The sequence below is a fragment of the Azospirillum terrae genome (genome assembly GCF_053470425.1).
The window spans coordinates 1-14,468 of record NZ_JBPXMR010000010.1 but is presented as its reverse complement, the minus strand read 5'-3'; the positions used below and the strand labels follow the sequence as shown (position 1 = coordinate 14,468).

The following is a 14,468-nucleotide window of genomic DNA, read 5'->3' as shown; positions in this document are numbered from 1 at the left end:
GCTTTGCCGCTTTCTGTCGCAGCCGATTCGGATAGGCATCTGGCGCGCGCGCCACTTCGGTCCTAAGCTCTCTGGCAAGGAACGATAAATCCCTGGGGAGGGACCACGCATGCTGCCGCATGGGGCAAGCTATGCCGAGATCGCCGCGCGCTTCCGCTGGGAGGTGCCGCAGCATTACAATATTGGTGTCGACGTCTGCGACAAATGGGCCGAGCGAGACCCCGGCCGCACCGCATTGATCTACAAGCGGCGCGACGGCACGGTCGCCGAGTACAGTTTCGCCGACATTCGCCGCCAGTCCAACCGGCTCGCCAACCTGCTGCGCAGCCTGGGCGTCAGCCGAGGCGACCGTGTCGGCATCCTGCTGCCGCAAGCGCCCGAAACCGCGGCGTCGCACGTCGCGGTCTACAAGATGGGCGCCGTCGCGGTGCCGCTGTTCGGCCTGTTCGGGGTGGACGCGCTGCATTACCGGCTCGGCAACTGCGGGGCCAAGGCCGTGGTCACCGACACGCAAGGCGCGGAGAAGATCGCGGCGCTGAAGGACCAGCTGCCGGACCTCCAGATCGTGCTGTGCATCGACGGGCCGCGGCACGGCTTCCACGACTACCACGCGCTGGTCGGCCGGCAGCCGGACGACTTCGCGCCCGTGGGCACGCTGGCCGACGACCCGGCGCTGATCATCTACACCTCCGGCACCACCGGGCAGCCCAAGGGCGCGCTGCACGCGCACCGCGTGCTGCTCGGCCATCTGCCGGGGGTTGAGGTCTCGCACGACCTGTTCCCGCAGCCCGGCGACCGCATCTGGACGCCGGCCGACTGGGCGTGGATCGGCGGTCTCCTGGACGTGCTGATGCCGGCGTGGCACCACGGCGTCACCGTGGTCGCCCACCGCTTCGAGAAGTTCGACGCCGAGGAAGCCTTCCGCCTGATCGCCGAGTTCGGCGTGCGCAACGCCTTCCTGCCGCCGACCGCGCTGAAGATGATGCGCGGTGTCGAGACCCCGCAACAGCGCTTCGCCTGTTCCATGCGCTCCATCGCCTCGGGCGGCGAGACGCTGGGGACGGAGTTGCTGGACTGGGGCCGGCGCACCTTCGGAGTGACCATCAACGAGTTCTACGGCCAGACCGAGTGCAACATGATCGTCTCGTCCTGCGCTGCGATCATGCCCGGCAAGCCCGGCATCATGGGCCGCCCGGCGCCCGGCCACGACGTGGCGGTGATCGACGGCGACGGCAACCGGCTGGGGCCGGGGCAACTCGGCCACATCGCCGTGCACCGGCCGGACCCCGTCATGTTCCTGGAATACTGGGCCAACCCGAAAGCCACGGCGGACAAGTTCATCGGCGACTGGCTCATCACCGGCGACCAGGGCGAACTGGACGAGGAGGGCTACATCCGCTTCGTCGGCCGCGCCGACGATGTCATCACCTCCGCCGGCTACCGCATCGGCCCCGGCGAGATCGAGGACTGCCTGATCGCCCACCCCGCGGTGCGCATGGCGGCGGTGGTCGGCGTGCCGGACCCGCTGCGCACGGAGATCGTCAAGGCCTTCGTGGTGCTGAACGAGGGCACGCGTCCCGGCCCGGAGCTGGTCCGCGACATCCAGGAGCACGTGAAGACCCGCCTCGCCGCGCACGAGTACCCGCGCGAGATCGCCTTCGTCGACGCCCTGCCGATGACCACCACCGGCAAGATCATTCGCCGTGAACTGCGCGATCGGGCGATCCGGGAGAGCGAGGGGAAGGAGTGAGCGGGGTGTTGTCAATCTTTGATAACGGGCCTACCTTCCTCCTGGAGGTTCCTCATGGCCGCACGAAATTTCAATCTCACCCCTCGGCTCAGCAGCTTCATCAACCGGCAGGTCGAAGCCGGCCGTCATCAAAACGCCAGCGAAGTCGTGCGCGAGGCGCTGAGGCGGTATGAAACCGAACTGGAAGAGGAGGAGGCCCGCATTGCCGCCTTGCGCGCCGTGGCCGCCGCTGGACGGGAAGCGATCGAGCGCGGGGAATTCACGCTCGTAAACGGCGATGACACGGACGACCTGCTCCGCAGCCTGAACGAGGAAGCGGCTGCACTCGCGCGCAGTGGTGCGGACCTTTCGGACCGTGCCTGAGTTCCGATTATCGGCGCTGGCGAGACGGCAGATCGCGCGTGTCCTCGCTCAAAGCGAGCAGGATTTCGGAACGGTGGTACGGGAGCGCTACGCGACCCTGTTCGTGACGGCGATGCGTGACGTGGCGGCCGATCCGGGGCGGCCCGGATCGCGCACCGAACCCGCTGTCGATGCGGATCTGCGGACCTATCATCTTGGGCACAGCCGCGGCCGCGTGCCTGTTGCGGCGGGGCGTGTGCGCAAACCGCGGCATGCGCTGGTCTATTGCGTGGCTGCGGATGGAGTTGTCGACATCCTCGGCATCGTTCACGACCGCATGAGCCGTGCCGGAGCACTCCGCAGCATCATGGCATCGAAAGCCGCCGAAGACGCCGAGTGATTGCGGTGCCTCCGCCCGCGCACTTCCCGGTTCTGATGCGGCGGCGCCTGCGCTAGAGTGGCGCCCCGTTCCGGCCAGCCCCCTAGACAAACTAAGATCCGCGCATGCTCACCGTCACCGACCTCGACCTGTTCTACGGCGACGCCCAGGCGCTCGATTCCGTGTCGCTCACCGTGGAGGCCGGCACCACCACCGCCATCGTCGGTGCCAACGGGGCCGGCAAGACGTCGCTGATCCGCACCATCTCCGGCATCCTCAAGCCGGCGCGTGGCTCCATCCGCTTCAAAGGCAAGGAGATCGCCCGGCTGCCCAGCCACGTGGTGTGCGACCTCGGCATCGGACAGGTGGCCGAGGGGCGGCAGATCTTCCCCTCGCTGTCGATCCGCGAGAACCTGGAGATGGGCGCCGTCATCCCGCGCGCCCGCGCCGGCGCCAAGGACACCTTCGCCCACGTCCTGTCGCTGTTCCCCCGCCTGGAGGAGCGCCTGAACCAGGCGGCCGGCACGCTGTCGGGCGGCGAGCAGCAGATGCTCGCCATCGGCCGCTGCCTGATGGGCAAGCCCGAGCTGATCATGTTCGACGAGCCCTCGCTGGGCCTGTCGCCCGCCCTGGTGCACGAGCTGTTCCGCATCATCCGCACGCTGGGCGACGAGGGCATGACCATCATCCTGGTCGAGCAGAACGTCGCTGCCTCGCTGAAGCTCGCCAGCCGCGCCTATGTGCTGGAGAACGGCCGCGTCGTGCTGTCCGGCACCGGCGAGGCGCTGCTCGCCGACCCGGCGGTGAAGCAGGCGTATCTCGGCCTGTAATTGTCCTGCCAATAAGAACAGTCCTGTCGCCCCGCCCGACGTTGTTGTACCGATCCGCATCGCCACATCATGACGGACACAGGACGCGGCCCATCGGCCGCCAGGAGGTTCGGAAATGATCACGGTTCGCAACAGGGACGAGCGCGGCGCGGTCAACATGGGCTGGCTGGACAGCCGGCACAGTTTCTCGTTCGGGCACTACCACGACCCGGCGCACATGGGGTTCCGGGCGTTGCGGGTCATCAACGACGACCGGGTGATTCCCGGCGCCGGGTTCCCGACGCACGGCCACGCCGACATGGAGATCGTCTCCTACGTGCTGGACGGCGCCCTGGAGCATAAGGACTCCATCGGCACCGGCTCGGTCATCCGTCCCGGCGAGGTGCAGCGCATGAGCGCCGGCACCGGCATCCGCCACAACGAGTACAACGCCTCGCGTGAGGCCCCCGCGCACTTCCTGCAGATCTGGATCCTGCCGGAGCGCCAGGGCCTCGCCCCCGGCTACGAGCAGAAGGCGTTCCCGGACGCCGGGAAGCGCGGCCGGCTGCGTCTCGTCGGCTCGCGCGACGGGCGGGACGGCAGCGTGACGATCCACCAGGACGTGGACCTCTACGCCGCCCTGCTGGACGGCAACGAGAGCGCCGCGTTGGAGCTGCGCCCTGGCCGGCACGCCTGGGTGCAGGTGGCGCGCGGGCACGTCCGGCTCAACGGCGTGACGCTGAAGGAAGGCGACGGTGCTGCCGTCACCGGTGAGACCGCGCTGACGCTCGACCAGGGCATCGGGGCGGAGGTGCTGGTGTTCGACTTGGCGTAGGCGGGAAGGGCGGGGCTCAGGTCCCGCCCCCAACCCCGCCTTCGGACGACAACCGGATGCCCATGCGCTTGGCCTCCACCATGAAGGCGCGGGTCATCTGCACGATGTCCGTGCGCCAGTACAACTGCTCCAGCGGGTCGTCGAGGAAGTCGGCCGGCAGCATGGCGTAGCAATAGGTCTCCACCATCTTTTCGTCGGGTTTCCACGGGTCGGCGCCGTCGCGCCAGCCGATCATCCAACCGGCGTGCCCGGCGCCGATGGCCCAACGCTCGAACCGCGGCGCCATGGTGTTGGAATCGAGCGGCTCCGCCACCGGCACCCGGTAAACCGCCACGAAACGCCGCACGTTGAGTTGAAGGCTCATCAGCAGCGCGTCGCCGAAGGCGCTCACCTTGTAGATGCAGTCGGACGAGCCCGGCACATGGCTGAACGTCACCTCGGCGCGCAGCAGCTCGGACAGGCTCTTGTCGGACGGCTCACGCGCCAGCGGCGGCGATTCGTGCTCAACGGCGCGCAGCGCCTCCACCATGTCGTGGGTGAGGAAGCGGGTGACGCGGCTCTGCGCCTCGGCGATGGTCATGCGGGTCATGCGCATGAGAACGGTGCGGACGGCGTTTTGTTCGGCCCGAAAAGCGGGGCCCGCCGCGCCGGGCACACGGTATTGGGCTAGCGCCGCCGCGGCCGTACGCTTATAAGAGCGACGTTTTACAGACGCGGCAGAAGGTGTGGCGGCATGTTGTTGGAGAGCAACGTTGCTTCGGAGCCCTCGCTTCGCAGTTCGGGCAAGGCCCGCTCCGAACGTTCCGCCGGTCCGACCGTCGCCGTGCTGGTCCCCTGCTACAACGAGGAGGCGGCGATCGGGACAGTGGTGCAGGACTTCCGCGCCGCGCTGCCGGACGCCACCGTCTACGTCTACGACAACAACTCCTCCGACCGCACCGTCGCGGTCGCCCGCGAAGCCGGGGCGGTGGTGCGCACCGAGCCCTTGCAGGGCAAGGGCAACGTCATGCGGCGGATGTTCTCGGACATCGAGGCGGACGTCTACGTGCTGGTCGACGGCGACGACACCTACCACGCCGCCAGCGCGCCGCTGATGGTCAAGCGGCTGTGGGACGAGCAGCTCGACATGGTCAACGGCGCCCGCGTCACCGATATCGTCGCCGCCTACCGCCCCGGCCACCGCCTGGGCAACCGCGTGCTGACCGGGCTGGTGGCGCAGATCTTCGGCCACCGCATCCAGGACATGCTGTCTGGCTACCGCGTGTTCTCGCGCCGCTTCGTCAAGAGCTTCCCGGCGCTCGCCTCCGGCTTCGAGACCGAGACCGAGCTGACCGTGCACGCGCTGGAGCTGCGCATGCCGCTGGCCGAGGTCAAGGCGCCCTACAAGGACCGCCCGGAGGGCTCGGTGAGCAAGCTGCGCACCTACCGCGACGGCTTCCGCATCCTGCGCACCATCCTGGTGCTGGTCAAGGAGGAGCGCCCGCTGCCCTTCTTCGCCTCGATCTTCGCGCTCTTGGCGGCGATCTCGCTGGCGCTGGCGGTGCCGATCCTTGCGACCTACGTCAGCACCGGCATGGTGCCGCGCCTGCCCACCGCGGTGCTGGCGACCGGCACCATGATGCTGGCCTTCTTCAGCCTGGTGTGCGGCCTGATCCTCGACACGGTGACGCACGGCCGGCGTGAGATGAAGCGCCTGCGCTACCTGTCCATTCCCGCCCCCAATTCCGGCCGCGCGCCCTGAAGGCCATCGCTCCATGGTTCGTTTTCTTCGGTGGCCGGGCGGCCTTGCGTGGTTCGCGGCAATCGTGTTGGTGCTCTGCACCGCCTACACGGCCCTGCACTGGACGCCCAGCTCCTACGCTCTGGCGCTGCGGCCGTTCGGCGTGGCCGACACCGGCCTGATCGCCGGCAAGCCCAAGCCGATCCGTTCGGATGAATGGGCGGTGTGGACACCGTACGTGCAGGCCGCCGTCAACAACGGCTTCGAGCGGACCAACGCCACCTCCCCCTACCGGGAGGACATGCGCAACTTCAACGCCGTTCCTCTTCTCGACTGGGCGCTGCCCTTCAAGCCGCAGTACTGGCTGTTCTTCGTTGCCGACCCAGCGCTCGCGTTCTCGTTCTCGCACGCGATCTTCATTGCGATGTCGCTGATCGGCTACGCCGTGCTGCTGCGGGTGTTCGGTTTTCCGGCGCTCTGGTCGATCGGCGGAAGCCTCGCGCTGTTCTTCACCACCTACGCCCAGTACTGGTGGACGACCACGGGGCCGCTGCTCGCGGTGTTCCCCTGGATTCTCGTCGCCGCCGCCACACCCATGCGCCCGTTTCTCAAGGCGGGCATCACGGCGTACCTGTCCGCCTTCTGGCTGCTGTCGCACACCTACCCGCCTATCGTCGTGTCGCTGGGCATCGCCGGGGCGGTGGCGCTCGCCGCCTTCCGGCCGCAGACGCTGCGCCCGGCCAACCTCCTGGCGCTGGCCGCGGGTGCGGCGGTGGGCGTCGGCCTCACCTACCTCTACCTGCATGAGCCGGCGGCGGCCATGGCCCAGACCATCTATCCCGGCCAGCGCCAGAGCATGGGCGGAACCATGGAGCCGGCGCGCTGGTTCGCGCAGTTCTTCCCGCTCTTGGTGACCCGCGGGGTCGAATCCGTCATCCCGGCGCTGAACCTCTGCGAGGCCGCGACCGGCGGCACCTATCTGCTGTTGCTGGCGCTGGTGTTCGTCGATCATCGGGCGTTCGCGGCCCGCCTCGTCGAGCACTCGCCGGAGGGGCGGCGCCTGCGCTGGACCCTCGCGGTGCTGCTGGCCGGAACGGCCCTTTTCACCGCCTGGATGCTCGCCCCCATCCCCGCCGGCGTCGGGCGCCTGCTATTGCTCGACCGCGTGCCGCCCGGCCGGGCGGTCTTTGCCAGCGGGATGGTCCTGCTGCTCACCGCCCTGACGATTCTGACGGCGGCGCCCGTGCGGGTCACGCTTTCGCGGGTGCTTGTCACCGCTCTGGCGGCTCTGCTGGCCTGGGCCGTCGTGAAGGCGGCGCCTTTGTCCAAGGTGGCGGCCAGCGATTGGCGGGACTTTGCCGTCCTGCTTCCGCTGTTCGCCATCCTTCTCGTCCCGCGGCTGCGCGGTTCGGCGGGCGCCCTCGTCGGGGCGGCGGCCTTCGCCAATATCGTCGCGACCGGTGATTTCAACCCGATCCAGTCGGCCGATCCCCTGTTCCACCGGACGCGCACGCCGGTCACCGAGGAATTGGACCGCATGGTGGCGGAGCACCCGCGCCACTGGCTCGTGGCGACCGGTTTTCCGGGGGCGACGCTCAACGGCTGGGGCTACCCGTCGGTCTCCCACGTGACCATCGCGCCGCGTCTGGATTTCTTCCGCGAGCGCTTCCCGGAGATGGACGACGCGGCCTTCAACGCCGTGTTCAACCGCTACGCCCGCGTCAACGTGCTGCCCGGCAATGCCCCGCCATCGGTCCCGCAGCCCGACTCCGTGGACGTGCCGGTGTCGGCGTTCCTGGCCCCGCCGCAACCCATCCCGGTCGAGACGGTGACGACCGAGGATGCCGGACGCCACCCCTACGGCGGCTTCCTGGACGCCGCCACGGGACCGCGGGCGCAGGGCCGGACGACGCTGACGCTGTTGGGCTGGGGCCTGCTGGAACGCGGCGGGCGCTTCCTCGTGCGCTCGTCCGTCGCCCCGGTGAGCGTCACGGCGGAGGCCGTCCACCGTCCCGACGTGGTGGCGGCGCTGGGCGACCCGCGGTTGATTCGCGCCGGTTTCCGGCTGACGCTCGCCTTCGACCGCGAGTTGCCCGCCGGCAGTCCGCCGACCGTCTGCGTCCTGTCGCAGTCGCCGGCCTTCGGCACGCACCTCCTGCAAACGCCGGAAGCACCGGACGCCTGCCGGGATCTGGCCCGCTAGATCAGTTTTCGCAACAGTTTGAAGCCCCTCTCCCTCGAGGGGATCGGCGCGTGCAAGCGCCGATGGTTGGGGAGAGGGTGGCGCCGGCAACGCCGGCCGGAAACTATTTCCCTGCCTCCGGCGGGTAACGACCCCACATCCCAACCCTTCTCCCCCAAGGGGAGAAGGGCTTCATGATGGAACGGAAAGCCGCTCCAGCCTTCGCTTGCTCCTGTCGGCCCTTCGGCGTAGGATGGAATTCCTCGTCGGCCGAGGCGCGTCCGCACGATGCCGAGCGGATGATACACTCGGCAAAAATGCGTTTCATAGTGTTTCATTCCGTTTCATCCGACGCCGCGGTTTACGCCGTCAGGTCTTCCCGTTGGCCTCCAGCCAGTCGCTGAAGGCGCGGTCTTCGCTCTGGATGTGGTTGATCAGCCAGCGCGACAGGAAGCTGTTGAGGAACTCGTGGATCGCCGCGTCGTCCGGGGTGCCGGCGAACATCTCCTGGATCGCCTCGGCGGCCCGGCGGTGGCCGGTGATGTGGCGGTCGAACGCGGGATAGCCGGCCTCGCGCATGATCGCTTCCTCGTTGCGGAAGTGCATGTCGATGTAGGCCAGCAGATCGTTCAGCAGCGTGCGGATCCGCCGCGGATCGAAGCCGTCGGCGCGCGCCTTGTTGAAGCGGTGCAGGATCTCGAAGTAATAGCGGTGCTCGGCGTCGATCTCATCGACTCCGGTCAGCAGGGCGTCGGTCCAGCTCACTGTTTCCATGGCATCCCCGCTCCGCCGTCCTCGGACGAGCAGAAGTCCTTGAGTTTGGCGGTGTTGGCGATGAACACCGCGGCACCGCGCGTTTCCACCCCGATCTTGCGCAGCTTGGCCAGCGCCCGCGAGAAAGTCTCCGGCTGCATGCCCAGGCGGCGCGCGATCAGGCTCTTTTCGAAGGGCAGTTCGAAGCGCACGTCCTTGCCGGTCTCGGGGCAGAGGTTCAGCAGGAAGCTGGCGACCCGCTGCGGCGTCGAGCGCACGTGCAGATGCTCGATCTGCTGGACGAAGCCGCGGATGCGCTGCGATAGCGCCTCGACCACCCGGAGCGCCACCTCGGGGTCGGTGCGCATGCAGGTGAAGAACGCCTCGGCGGTGAAGATCAGCACCCGTGTCGGCTCGACCGCCTCGGCGCTGAGCGGGTAGCGGGCCGAGGCGAACACGTCCGCCTCGGCGAAGACCTGCCCCGGCCCCACCAGCGTCACCACCGCCTCGTCACCTTCCGCGGTCAGGCGGAACAGCTTCACCGAGCCGCTGAGCAGCAGATAGAAGCGGTCGGCCTGCTCGTCCTGGAAGAACAGCGTGCCGAATCGCGGCACCGCCATCACCGAGGCGCCGGCCAGCAGCCGGTCCATGGTGACGTCCGGCATCCGCTGGAACAGCGGCGCGGCGCGCGCCGTCTCCAGATCGTTCGGCTTCAACCCTTTGAGGCGGTTCAACATCGCGTCCCGCGGCCGATGGTCATGCGTCGAGTGTGTCACAGCGCCGTCTCATATGCCAAACCGCTGGGCATCTGCTACATAAAGCGCCTCTCTTTCCGCGTCCATGGCCATGCCCGACCCTTCGCTGACCCTCTTGCTGCTCGCCGCGGCGTTCCTGGCTGGCGGCCTCAACGCCATGGCCGGCGGCGGCAGCTTCCTGACGCTGCCGGCACTGATCTACGCCGGGGTGCCGCCGGTCGCCGCCAACGCCACCGGTACGGTGGCGCTGCTGCCCGGCTACGCCAGCGGCGCCTACGGCTTCCGCCACGACATCGAGCCGGTGGACGGGGTGAGCACGCTGTGGCTGTCGGCGGTCAGTCTGGCCGGCGGGCTGGCCGGGGCGGCGCTGCTGCTGCTGACGCCGGACGCCACGTTCCGCGCCATCGTGCCGTGGCTGCTGCTGGCCGCCACCGGGCTGTTCGCCTTCGGCGCGCCGCTGTCGCGCTGGCTCCAGCGCCAGGGCATCCACGGGCGGGGCGCCATGCTGGGCGGGCTGTTCGCGGTGTCGGTGTACGGTGGCTACTTCAACGGCGGGCTGGGCATCCTGCTGCTGGCGCACCTCAGCCTGTTCGGGCTGACCAGCCTCAACGCCATGAACGGGCTGAAGAACCTGCTGTCGGCGGTGCTCACCGCCATCGCCGTGGCGGCCTACGCGGCGGGTGGCGCGGTGCACTGGCCGCAGGCGCTGCTGATGGCGGTCGCCGCCGTCGCCGGGGGCTACGCCGGGGCGCGGCTGGCGCGCCGCATCCCGCCGGCCCGGCTGCGCCCGGCCATCGTCGGCGTCGGCTTGGTCATGGCCGTGCTGTTCTTCGTGCGGTGAGTGTGATGGCGGACTCGCAGCCGATCCCCGACATCGCCGCACCGGACCTGCGGGTGCTGTTCTGCGGCTTCAATCCCGGCACCCGCTCGGGTGCCACCGGGCACAACTACGCCGGGCGCGGCAACCAGTTCTGGCGGCTGCTGGCCGACTCCGGGCTCACGCCTCGCCAGCTGGCGCCCGAGGAGGACCGCACGATGGTGCAGTATGGCCTCGGCTCGACCAATCTGGTGTCGCGCCCCACGCCGAGCGCCGCCGACCTCAGCCGGGCCGAGCTGCGCGCCGGGGTGGTGCCGCTCCGCCGCCTTGTCGAGGCGTGCCGGCCGCGGGTCGTCGCCTACACCGGCAAGGGCGTGTATCTAGCGGCCTCCGGCCTGGATCGGGCGGAGTGGGGGCGGCAGCCGGCGGGGCTGTTCGACGGTGTGGTGGACTTCGTGGTGCCGTCGCCCAGCGGGCTGGCGCGCCTGCCGTACCAGGAAAAGCTGCGCTGGTTCCGCGCCTTGGCCGAAACCGCCCTGTAGAGGTTAGCGCGCCGGAAGCTCGGCGACGGCGCGCTGTGCCGGGAAGCCGCCGGTGCGGCCCTCGCGCAGGCCGGCCATGCGGTAGTGCTCGTAACCGGTCTCGTAGATGCCGGCGCGAACGGCGTCGGCGACGTCGGGGTTGGCGGCGAGGTAGGCGCGTTCCTGCCAGTCGGGCGGCGGCGTCTGGCCGAGGGCGAATGGCGGCTTCTCCGGGCGCGGCAGCCAGGAATCCAGCGTCACGCGGTACCCGGCTTCCTGCGACACGTACGACAGGCCCATCGGGGCCAGCGCGATCAGCACGACGATCAGCAGTCTCCACATGGCATCACCGCTCCTCGAACCTTGAAGCATGATGCCGATTTCCGGCCCTGCCGCAACGCACCAGAAGGGCGTGTCCGGGGGTGTCTTTGGTCATGGCGAGGCGCTTTTAACTCGTAAAATTCGTATAATCGAAAAAAAATGTAGTTTGAGGCCGGGTTGCGCTTGCCGTCCGAGGGCGCGGCGCAGTATACGCGTCATACCGTCGCTGAAGCCGGCGCCCGTCGAGGGGCCGGTGATCTGGAGGCCGCAGCCGCCGTGTCCGTATCGCCCGCTCGACTCACCCACCTGCAACGCCTCGAAGCCGAGAGCATCCACATCATGCGTGAGGTGGCGGCGCAGTTCCGCAACCCCGTCATGCTGTATTCCATCGGCAAGGACAGCTCGGTCATGCTGCACCTGGCGATGAAGGCGTTCTACCCGTCGAAGCCGCCGTTCCCGCTGATGCACGTGGACACCACGTGGAAATTCCGCGAGATGATCGAATTCCGCGACCGGCGGGTGGCGGACCTGGGGCTGGACCTGATCGTCCATGTCAACGAGGACGGGGTGCGGCAGGGCATCGGGCCGTTCTCGCACGGTTCGGCCGTGCACACCGACGTGATGAAGACGCAAGGGCTCAAGCAGGCGCTGGACAAGTACGGCTTCGACGCCGCCTTCGGCGGGGCGCGGCGCGACGAGGAGAAGAGCCGCGCCAAGGAGCGCATCTTCTCCTTCCGCACCAACACCCACCGCTGGGACCCGAAGAACCAGCGGCCGGAGCTGTGGAACCTCTACAACGGCCGCATCGACAAGGGGGAGAGCATCCGCGTCTTCCCGCTGTCGAATTGGACCGAGCTGGACATCTGGCAATACATCTACCAGGAGAGCATCCCGGTGGTGCCGCTGTACTTCGCCAAGCCGCGCCCGGTGGTGAAGCGCGATGGCGCGCTCATCCTGGTGGACGACGAGCGGCTGCCGCTGAACCCTGGCGAGGTGCCGGAAAACCGGTGGGTGCGGTTCCGCACGCTGGGCTGCTACCCGCTCACCGGTGCGGTGGAGAGCCGCGCCGAGACGCTGGCCGAGGTCATCCGCGAGATGCTGCTGGCGACCACGTCGGAGCGCCAGGGGCGCGTCATCGACCAGGACGCCGCCGCCTCCATGGAGATCAAGAAGCAGGAAGGCTATTTCTGATGTCGGACGTCCTTCAGAACGACGCAGTCGAAGAAGTCGAAGCCTACCTGCGCGGCCAGGAGAGCAAGGATCTCCTGCGCTTCATCACCTGCGGCTCCGTCGATGACGGCAAGTCGAGCCTGATCGGCCGCCTGCTCTACGACTGCAAGCTGCTGTTCGAGGACCAGTTGGCCAGCCTGGAGAAGGACTCCGGCCGCTTCGGCACCACCGGGGCCGGGGCGCTAGATCTGGCGCTGCTGGTGGATGGTTTGGCGGCCGAGCGCGAGCAGGGCATCACCATCGACGTCGCCTACCGCTTCTTCACCACCGACAAGCGCAAGTTCATCGTCGCCGACACGCCGGGCCACGAGCAGTACACCCGCAACATGGCGACCGGCGCCTCGACCGCCGACGCCGCGGTGCTGTTGGTGGACGCCCGCAAGGGCGTGCTGACCCAGACGCGGCGGCACAGCTACATCGTCTCGCTGCTGGGCATCCGCCACGTGGTGCTGGCGGTCAACAAGATGGACGTGGTGGACTGGGACCAGTCGGTCTTCGAGCGGATCGCCGCCGACTACCGCGCCTTCGCCGCCCAACTCGGCATCAAGAACGTCGCCTGCATCCCGGTCTCGGCGCTGACCGGCGACAACGTCACCACGCCGTCCGCGGCGATGGGCTGGTACGACGGGCCGACGCTGCTTGGCCAGTTGGAGACCATGGAGGTGGCCGGCGACGCGCTGGAGCGGCCGTTCCGCCTGCCGGTGCAGTGGGTGAATCGCCCCAATCAGGATTTCCGCGGCTTTTCCGGCACTATCGCCGGCGGCTCGGTGCGCGTCGGCGACCGGGTGGCGATCCTGCCCAGCGGGCGGACCACGACCGTGTCGCGCATCGTCACCATGGACGGCGATCTCGACGAGGCCTTCGCCGATCAGGCGGTGACGCTGGTGCTGGCCGAGGAGGTGGACGTGTCGCGCGGCGACGTGATCGCCGCCGCCCAGACCCGGCCGGAGGTCGCCGACCAGTTCGCCGCCCACGTGGTGTGGATGAGCGACCATCCGCTGCTGCCCGGCCGTGCCTACGCGCTGCGCCTCGGCACCACCACGGTGGGCGCCCAGGTGACCGAGCTGAAGCACACCGTCAACGTCAACACGCTGGAGCACACCGCGGCCAAGCACCTCGACCTCAACGAGGTCGGGGCCTGCAACATCGCGCTCGACCGCCCGGTGCCCTTCGACGCCTACGCCGACAACCGGGCGACCGGCAGCTTCGTGCTGATCGACCGCATGACCAACGCCACGGTCGGCTGCGGCATGATCGACTTCGCGCTGCGCAGGGCGTCGAACATCCACTGGCAATCCATGAAGGTGGACAAGGCCGCGCGCGCCGCCCTCAACGGGCAGAAGCCGTGCGTGCTGTGGTTCACCGGCCTGTCCGGGGCGGGGAAGTCCACCGTCGCCGATCTGGTCGCGCAGGAACTGCACCGCCGTGGCCGCCACACCATGAGCCTGGACGGCGACAACGTGCGCCACGGCCTGAACAAGGATCTAGGCTTCACCGACGAGGACCGGGTGGAGAACATCCGCCGCGTCGCCGAGGTGTCCAAGCTGATGGTCGAAGCCGGGCTGATCGTGCTGGTCAGCTTCATCTCGCCCTTCCGCGAGGAGCGCGGCATGGCGCGCGATCTGGTGGCGGAGGGCGAGTTCCTGGAGGTCTTCGTCGACGCGCCGCTGGAGGTGTGCGAGGCGCGCGACCCCAAGGGCCTCTACCGAAAGGCCCGCGCCGGCCAACTCCCCAACTTCACTGGCATCGGCAGCCCCTACGAGCCGCCCGAGGCCCCGGAGGTGCACCTGCTTGCCGGTGGGGAGCCGCCGGAGGCCCTGGCCGCCCGCGTGGTGGCGGTGCTGGAGGAGCGGGGCTTCCTCTCGGCCGATCACTGGATGATCTGACGGGCGGCGGTCAGCGCACGACGAGCCAGTCGGCCGGCATGCTGCGGACGCCGGTCAGCGTCACGTCGTCGCTGCCGCTGAAGCTGATCACCGCGTCCCCGGCGCCGTTGGAGCCGAGCGTGTAGCTCATCCCCGCGGCGATGGCGATGCGGTCGCCCGCGGCGAAGT

The 14,468-nt window shown here is 68.9% G+C and carries 15 protein-coding genes; 11 read left to right on the top strand and 4 right to left on the bottom strand.

Annotation, left to right across the window (positions count from 1 at the left end; genetic code table 11):
* Window positions 1–109: 109 nt before the first annotated feature.
* From ACSVDD_RS21880 to ACSVDD_RS21860, 5 genes are all read left to right on the top strand, one after another.
* Window positions 110–1,750 carry an acyl-CoA synthetase gene (locus ACSVDD_RS21880; RefSeq protein WP_448191516.1) on the top strand — a complete coding sequence of 547 codons (1,641 nt, stop codon included), beginning with the start codon at window positions 110–112 and terminating at the stop codon, window positions 1,748–1,750.
* A gap of 54 nt (window positions 1,751–1,804) precedes the next feature.
* Entirely contained in the window at window positions 1,805–2,113 is a 309-nt protein-coding gene (locus ACSVDD_RS21875) for a type II toxin-antitoxin system ParD family antitoxin (RefSeq protein WP_448191515.1), read from the top strand.
* Entirely contained in the window at window positions 2,106–2,492 is a 387-nt protein-coding gene (locus tag ACSVDD_RS21870; protein ID WP_448191514.1) for a hypothetical protein, read from the top strand. Before ACSVDD_RS21875 ends, ACSVDD_RS21870 begins: the two co-directional genes overlap by 8 nt.
* Before the next feature lie 104 nt (window positions 2,493–2,596).
* A complete protein-coding gene (locus tag ACSVDD_RS21865) occupies window positions 2,597–3,301 on the top strand; it encodes an ABC transporter ATP-binding protein (protein WP_448191513.1) in 705 nt (234 codons plus the stop codon).
* Between the two features lie 115 nt (window positions 3,302–3,416).
* Window positions 3,417–4,115, top strand: a complete 699-nt coding sequence (locus ACSVDD_RS21860) for a pirin family protein (RefSeq protein WP_448191512.1) — start codon at window positions 3,417–3,419, stop codon at window positions 4,113–4,115.
* Between the two features lie 16 nt (window positions 4,116–4,131).
* Here ACSVDD_RS21860 and ACSVDD_RS21855 read toward each other — a convergent pair whose 3' ends face one another.
* Entirely contained in the window at window positions 4,132–4,710 is a 579-nt protein-coding gene (locus tag ACSVDD_RS21855) for a hypothetical protein (protein WP_448191511.1), read from the bottom strand.
* Window positions 4,711–4,848: 138 nt separating this feature from the next.
* Between ACSVDD_RS21855 and ACSVDD_RS21850 the strand changes: the two genes are divergently transcribed.
* Together ACSVDD_RS21850 and ACSVDD_RS21845 are read left to right on the top strand one after the other, a co-directional pair.
* Window positions 4,849–5,856 carry a glycosyltransferase family 2 protein gene (locus ACSVDD_RS21850; protein ID WP_448191510.1) on the top strand — a complete coding sequence of 336 codons (1,008 nt, stop codon included), beginning with the start codon at window positions 4,849–4,851 and terminating at the stop codon, window positions 5,854–5,856.
* A 13-nt stretch (window positions 5,857–5,869) separates the two neighbouring features.
* Window positions 5,870–8,038, top strand: a complete 2,169-nt coding sequence (locus ACSVDD_RS21845; protein WP_448191509.1) for a DUF7657 domain-containing protein — start codon at window positions 5,870–5,872, stop codon at window positions 8,036–8,038.
* A 348-nt stretch (window positions 8,039–8,386) separates the two neighbouring features.
* Here the strand turns inward: ACSVDD_RS21845 and ACSVDD_RS21840 are convergent, their stop codons facing one another.
* Together ACSVDD_RS21840 and ACSVDD_RS21835 are read right to left on the bottom strand one after the other, a co-directional pair.
* Window positions 8,387–8,791 (bottom strand): bacteriohemerythrin, encoded by a 405-nt coding sequence (locus ACSVDD_RS21840; protein ID WP_448191508.1) that lies wholly within the window; start codon window positions 8,789–8,791, stop codon window positions 8,387–8,389.
* Window positions 8,779–9,507, bottom strand: coding sequence for a Crp/Fnr family transcriptional regulator (locus ACSVDD_RS21835; protein ID WP_448191507.1), 729 nt, complete (start codon window positions 9,505–9,507; stop codon window positions 8,779–8,781). Before ACSVDD_RS21835 ends, ACSVDD_RS21840 begins: the two co-directional genes overlap by 13 nt.
* 109 nt (window positions 9,508–9,616) lie before the next feature.
* Here ACSVDD_RS21835 and ACSVDD_RS21830 point away from each other — a divergent pair, with 109 nt between their 5' ends.
* Window positions 9,617–10,366: a sulfite exporter TauE/SafE family protein gene (locus tag ACSVDD_RS21830; RefSeq protein WP_448191506.1), complete on the top strand. Its 750-nt coding sequence runs from the start codon at window positions 9,617–9,619 to the stop codon at window positions 10,364–10,366.
* A gap of 5 nt (window positions 10,367–10,371) precedes the next feature.
* Complete coding sequence (locus tag ACSVDD_RS21825) at window positions 10,372–10,884, top strand: mismatch-specific DNA-glycosylase (RefSeq protein WP_448191505.1); 513 nt, start codon at window positions 10,372–10,374, stop codon at window positions 10,882–10,884.
* A 3-nt stretch (window positions 10,885–10,887) separates the two neighbouring features.
* Here the strand turns inward: ACSVDD_RS21825 and ACSVDD_RS21820 are convergent, their stop codons facing one another.
* Window positions 10,888–11,205, bottom strand: coding sequence for a hypothetical protein (locus ACSVDD_RS21820; protein ID WP_448191504.1), 318 nt, complete (start codon window positions 11,203–11,205; stop codon window positions 10,888–10,890).
* Between the two features lie 255 nt (window positions 11,206–11,460).
* On the opposite strand from ACSVDD_RS21820, the gene cysD reads away from it, so the two are divergent.
* Window positions 11,461–12,375, top strand: a complete 915-nt coding sequence (gene cysD / locus ACSVDD_RS21815; protein WP_448191503.1) for a sulfate adenylyltransferase subunit CysD — start codon at window positions 11,461–11,463, stop codon at window positions 12,373–12,375.
* Window positions 12,375–14,300: a sulfate adenylyltransferase subunit CysN gene (gene cysN / locus ACSVDD_RS21810; RefSeq protein ID WP_448191502.1), complete on the top strand. Its 1,926-nt coding sequence runs from the start codon at window positions 12,375–12,377 to the stop codon at window positions 14,298–14,300. Before cysD ends, cysN begins: the two co-directional genes overlap by 1 nt.
* Window positions 14,301–14,468 lie beyond the last annotated feature (168 nt).

Bases quoted from the DNA above. Each gene is read 5' to 3' on its own strand.
- ACSVDD_RS21855 (WP_448191511.1), bottom strand. From the start codon at position 4,710: ATGCGCATGACCCGCATGACCATCGCCGAGGCGCAGAGCCGCGTCACC.
- ACSVDD_RS21840 (WP_448191508.1), bottom strand. From the start codon at position 8,791: ATGGAAACAGTGAGCTGGACCGACGCCCTGCTGACCGGAGTCGATGAG.
- ACSVDD_RS21845 (WP_448191509.1), top strand. From the start codon at position 5,870: ATGGTTCGTTTTCTTCGGTGGCCGGGCGGCCTTGCGTGGTTCGCGGCA.
- ACSVDD_RS21825 (WP_448191505.1), top strand. From the start codon at position 10,372: ATGGCGGACTCGCAGCCGATCCCCGACATCGCCGCACCGGACCTGCGG.
- ACSVDD_RS21865 (WP_448191513.1), top strand. From the start codon at position 2,597: ATGCTCACCGTCACCGACCTCGACCTGTTCTACGGCGACGCCCAGGCG.
- cysN (WP_448191502.1), top strand. From the start codon at position 12,375: ATGTCGGACGTCCTTCAGAACGACGCAGTCGAAGAAGTCGAAGCCTAC.
- ACSVDD_RS21875 (WP_448191515.1), top strand. From the start codon at position 1,805: ATGGCCGCACGAAATTTCAATCTCACCCCTCGGCTCAGCAGCTTCATC.
- ACSVDD_RS21820 (WP_448191504.1), bottom strand. From the start codon at position 11,205: ATGTGGAGACTGCTGATCGTCGTGCTGATCGCGCTGGCCCCGATGGGC.
- ACSVDD_RS21860 (WP_448191512.1), top strand. From the start codon at position 3,417: ATGATCACGGTTCGCAACAGGGACGAGCGCGGCGCGGTCAACATGGGC.
- ACSVDD_RS21830 (WP_448191506.1), top strand. From the start codon at position 9,617: ATGCCCGACCCTTCGCTGACCCTCTTGCTGCTCGCCGCGGCGTTCCTG.
- ACSVDD_RS21835 (WP_448191507.1), bottom strand. From the start codon at position 9,507: ATGTTGAACCGCCTCAAAGGGTTGAAGCCGAACGATCTGGAGACGGCG.
- ACSVDD_RS21850 (WP_448191510.1), top strand. From the start codon at position 4,849: ATGTTGTTGGAGAGCAACGTTGCTTCGGAGCCCTCGCTTCGCAGTTCG.
- ACSVDD_RS21880 (WP_448191516.1), top strand. From the start codon at position 110: ATGCTGCCGCATGGGGCAAGCTATGCCGAGATCGCCGCGCGCTTCCGC.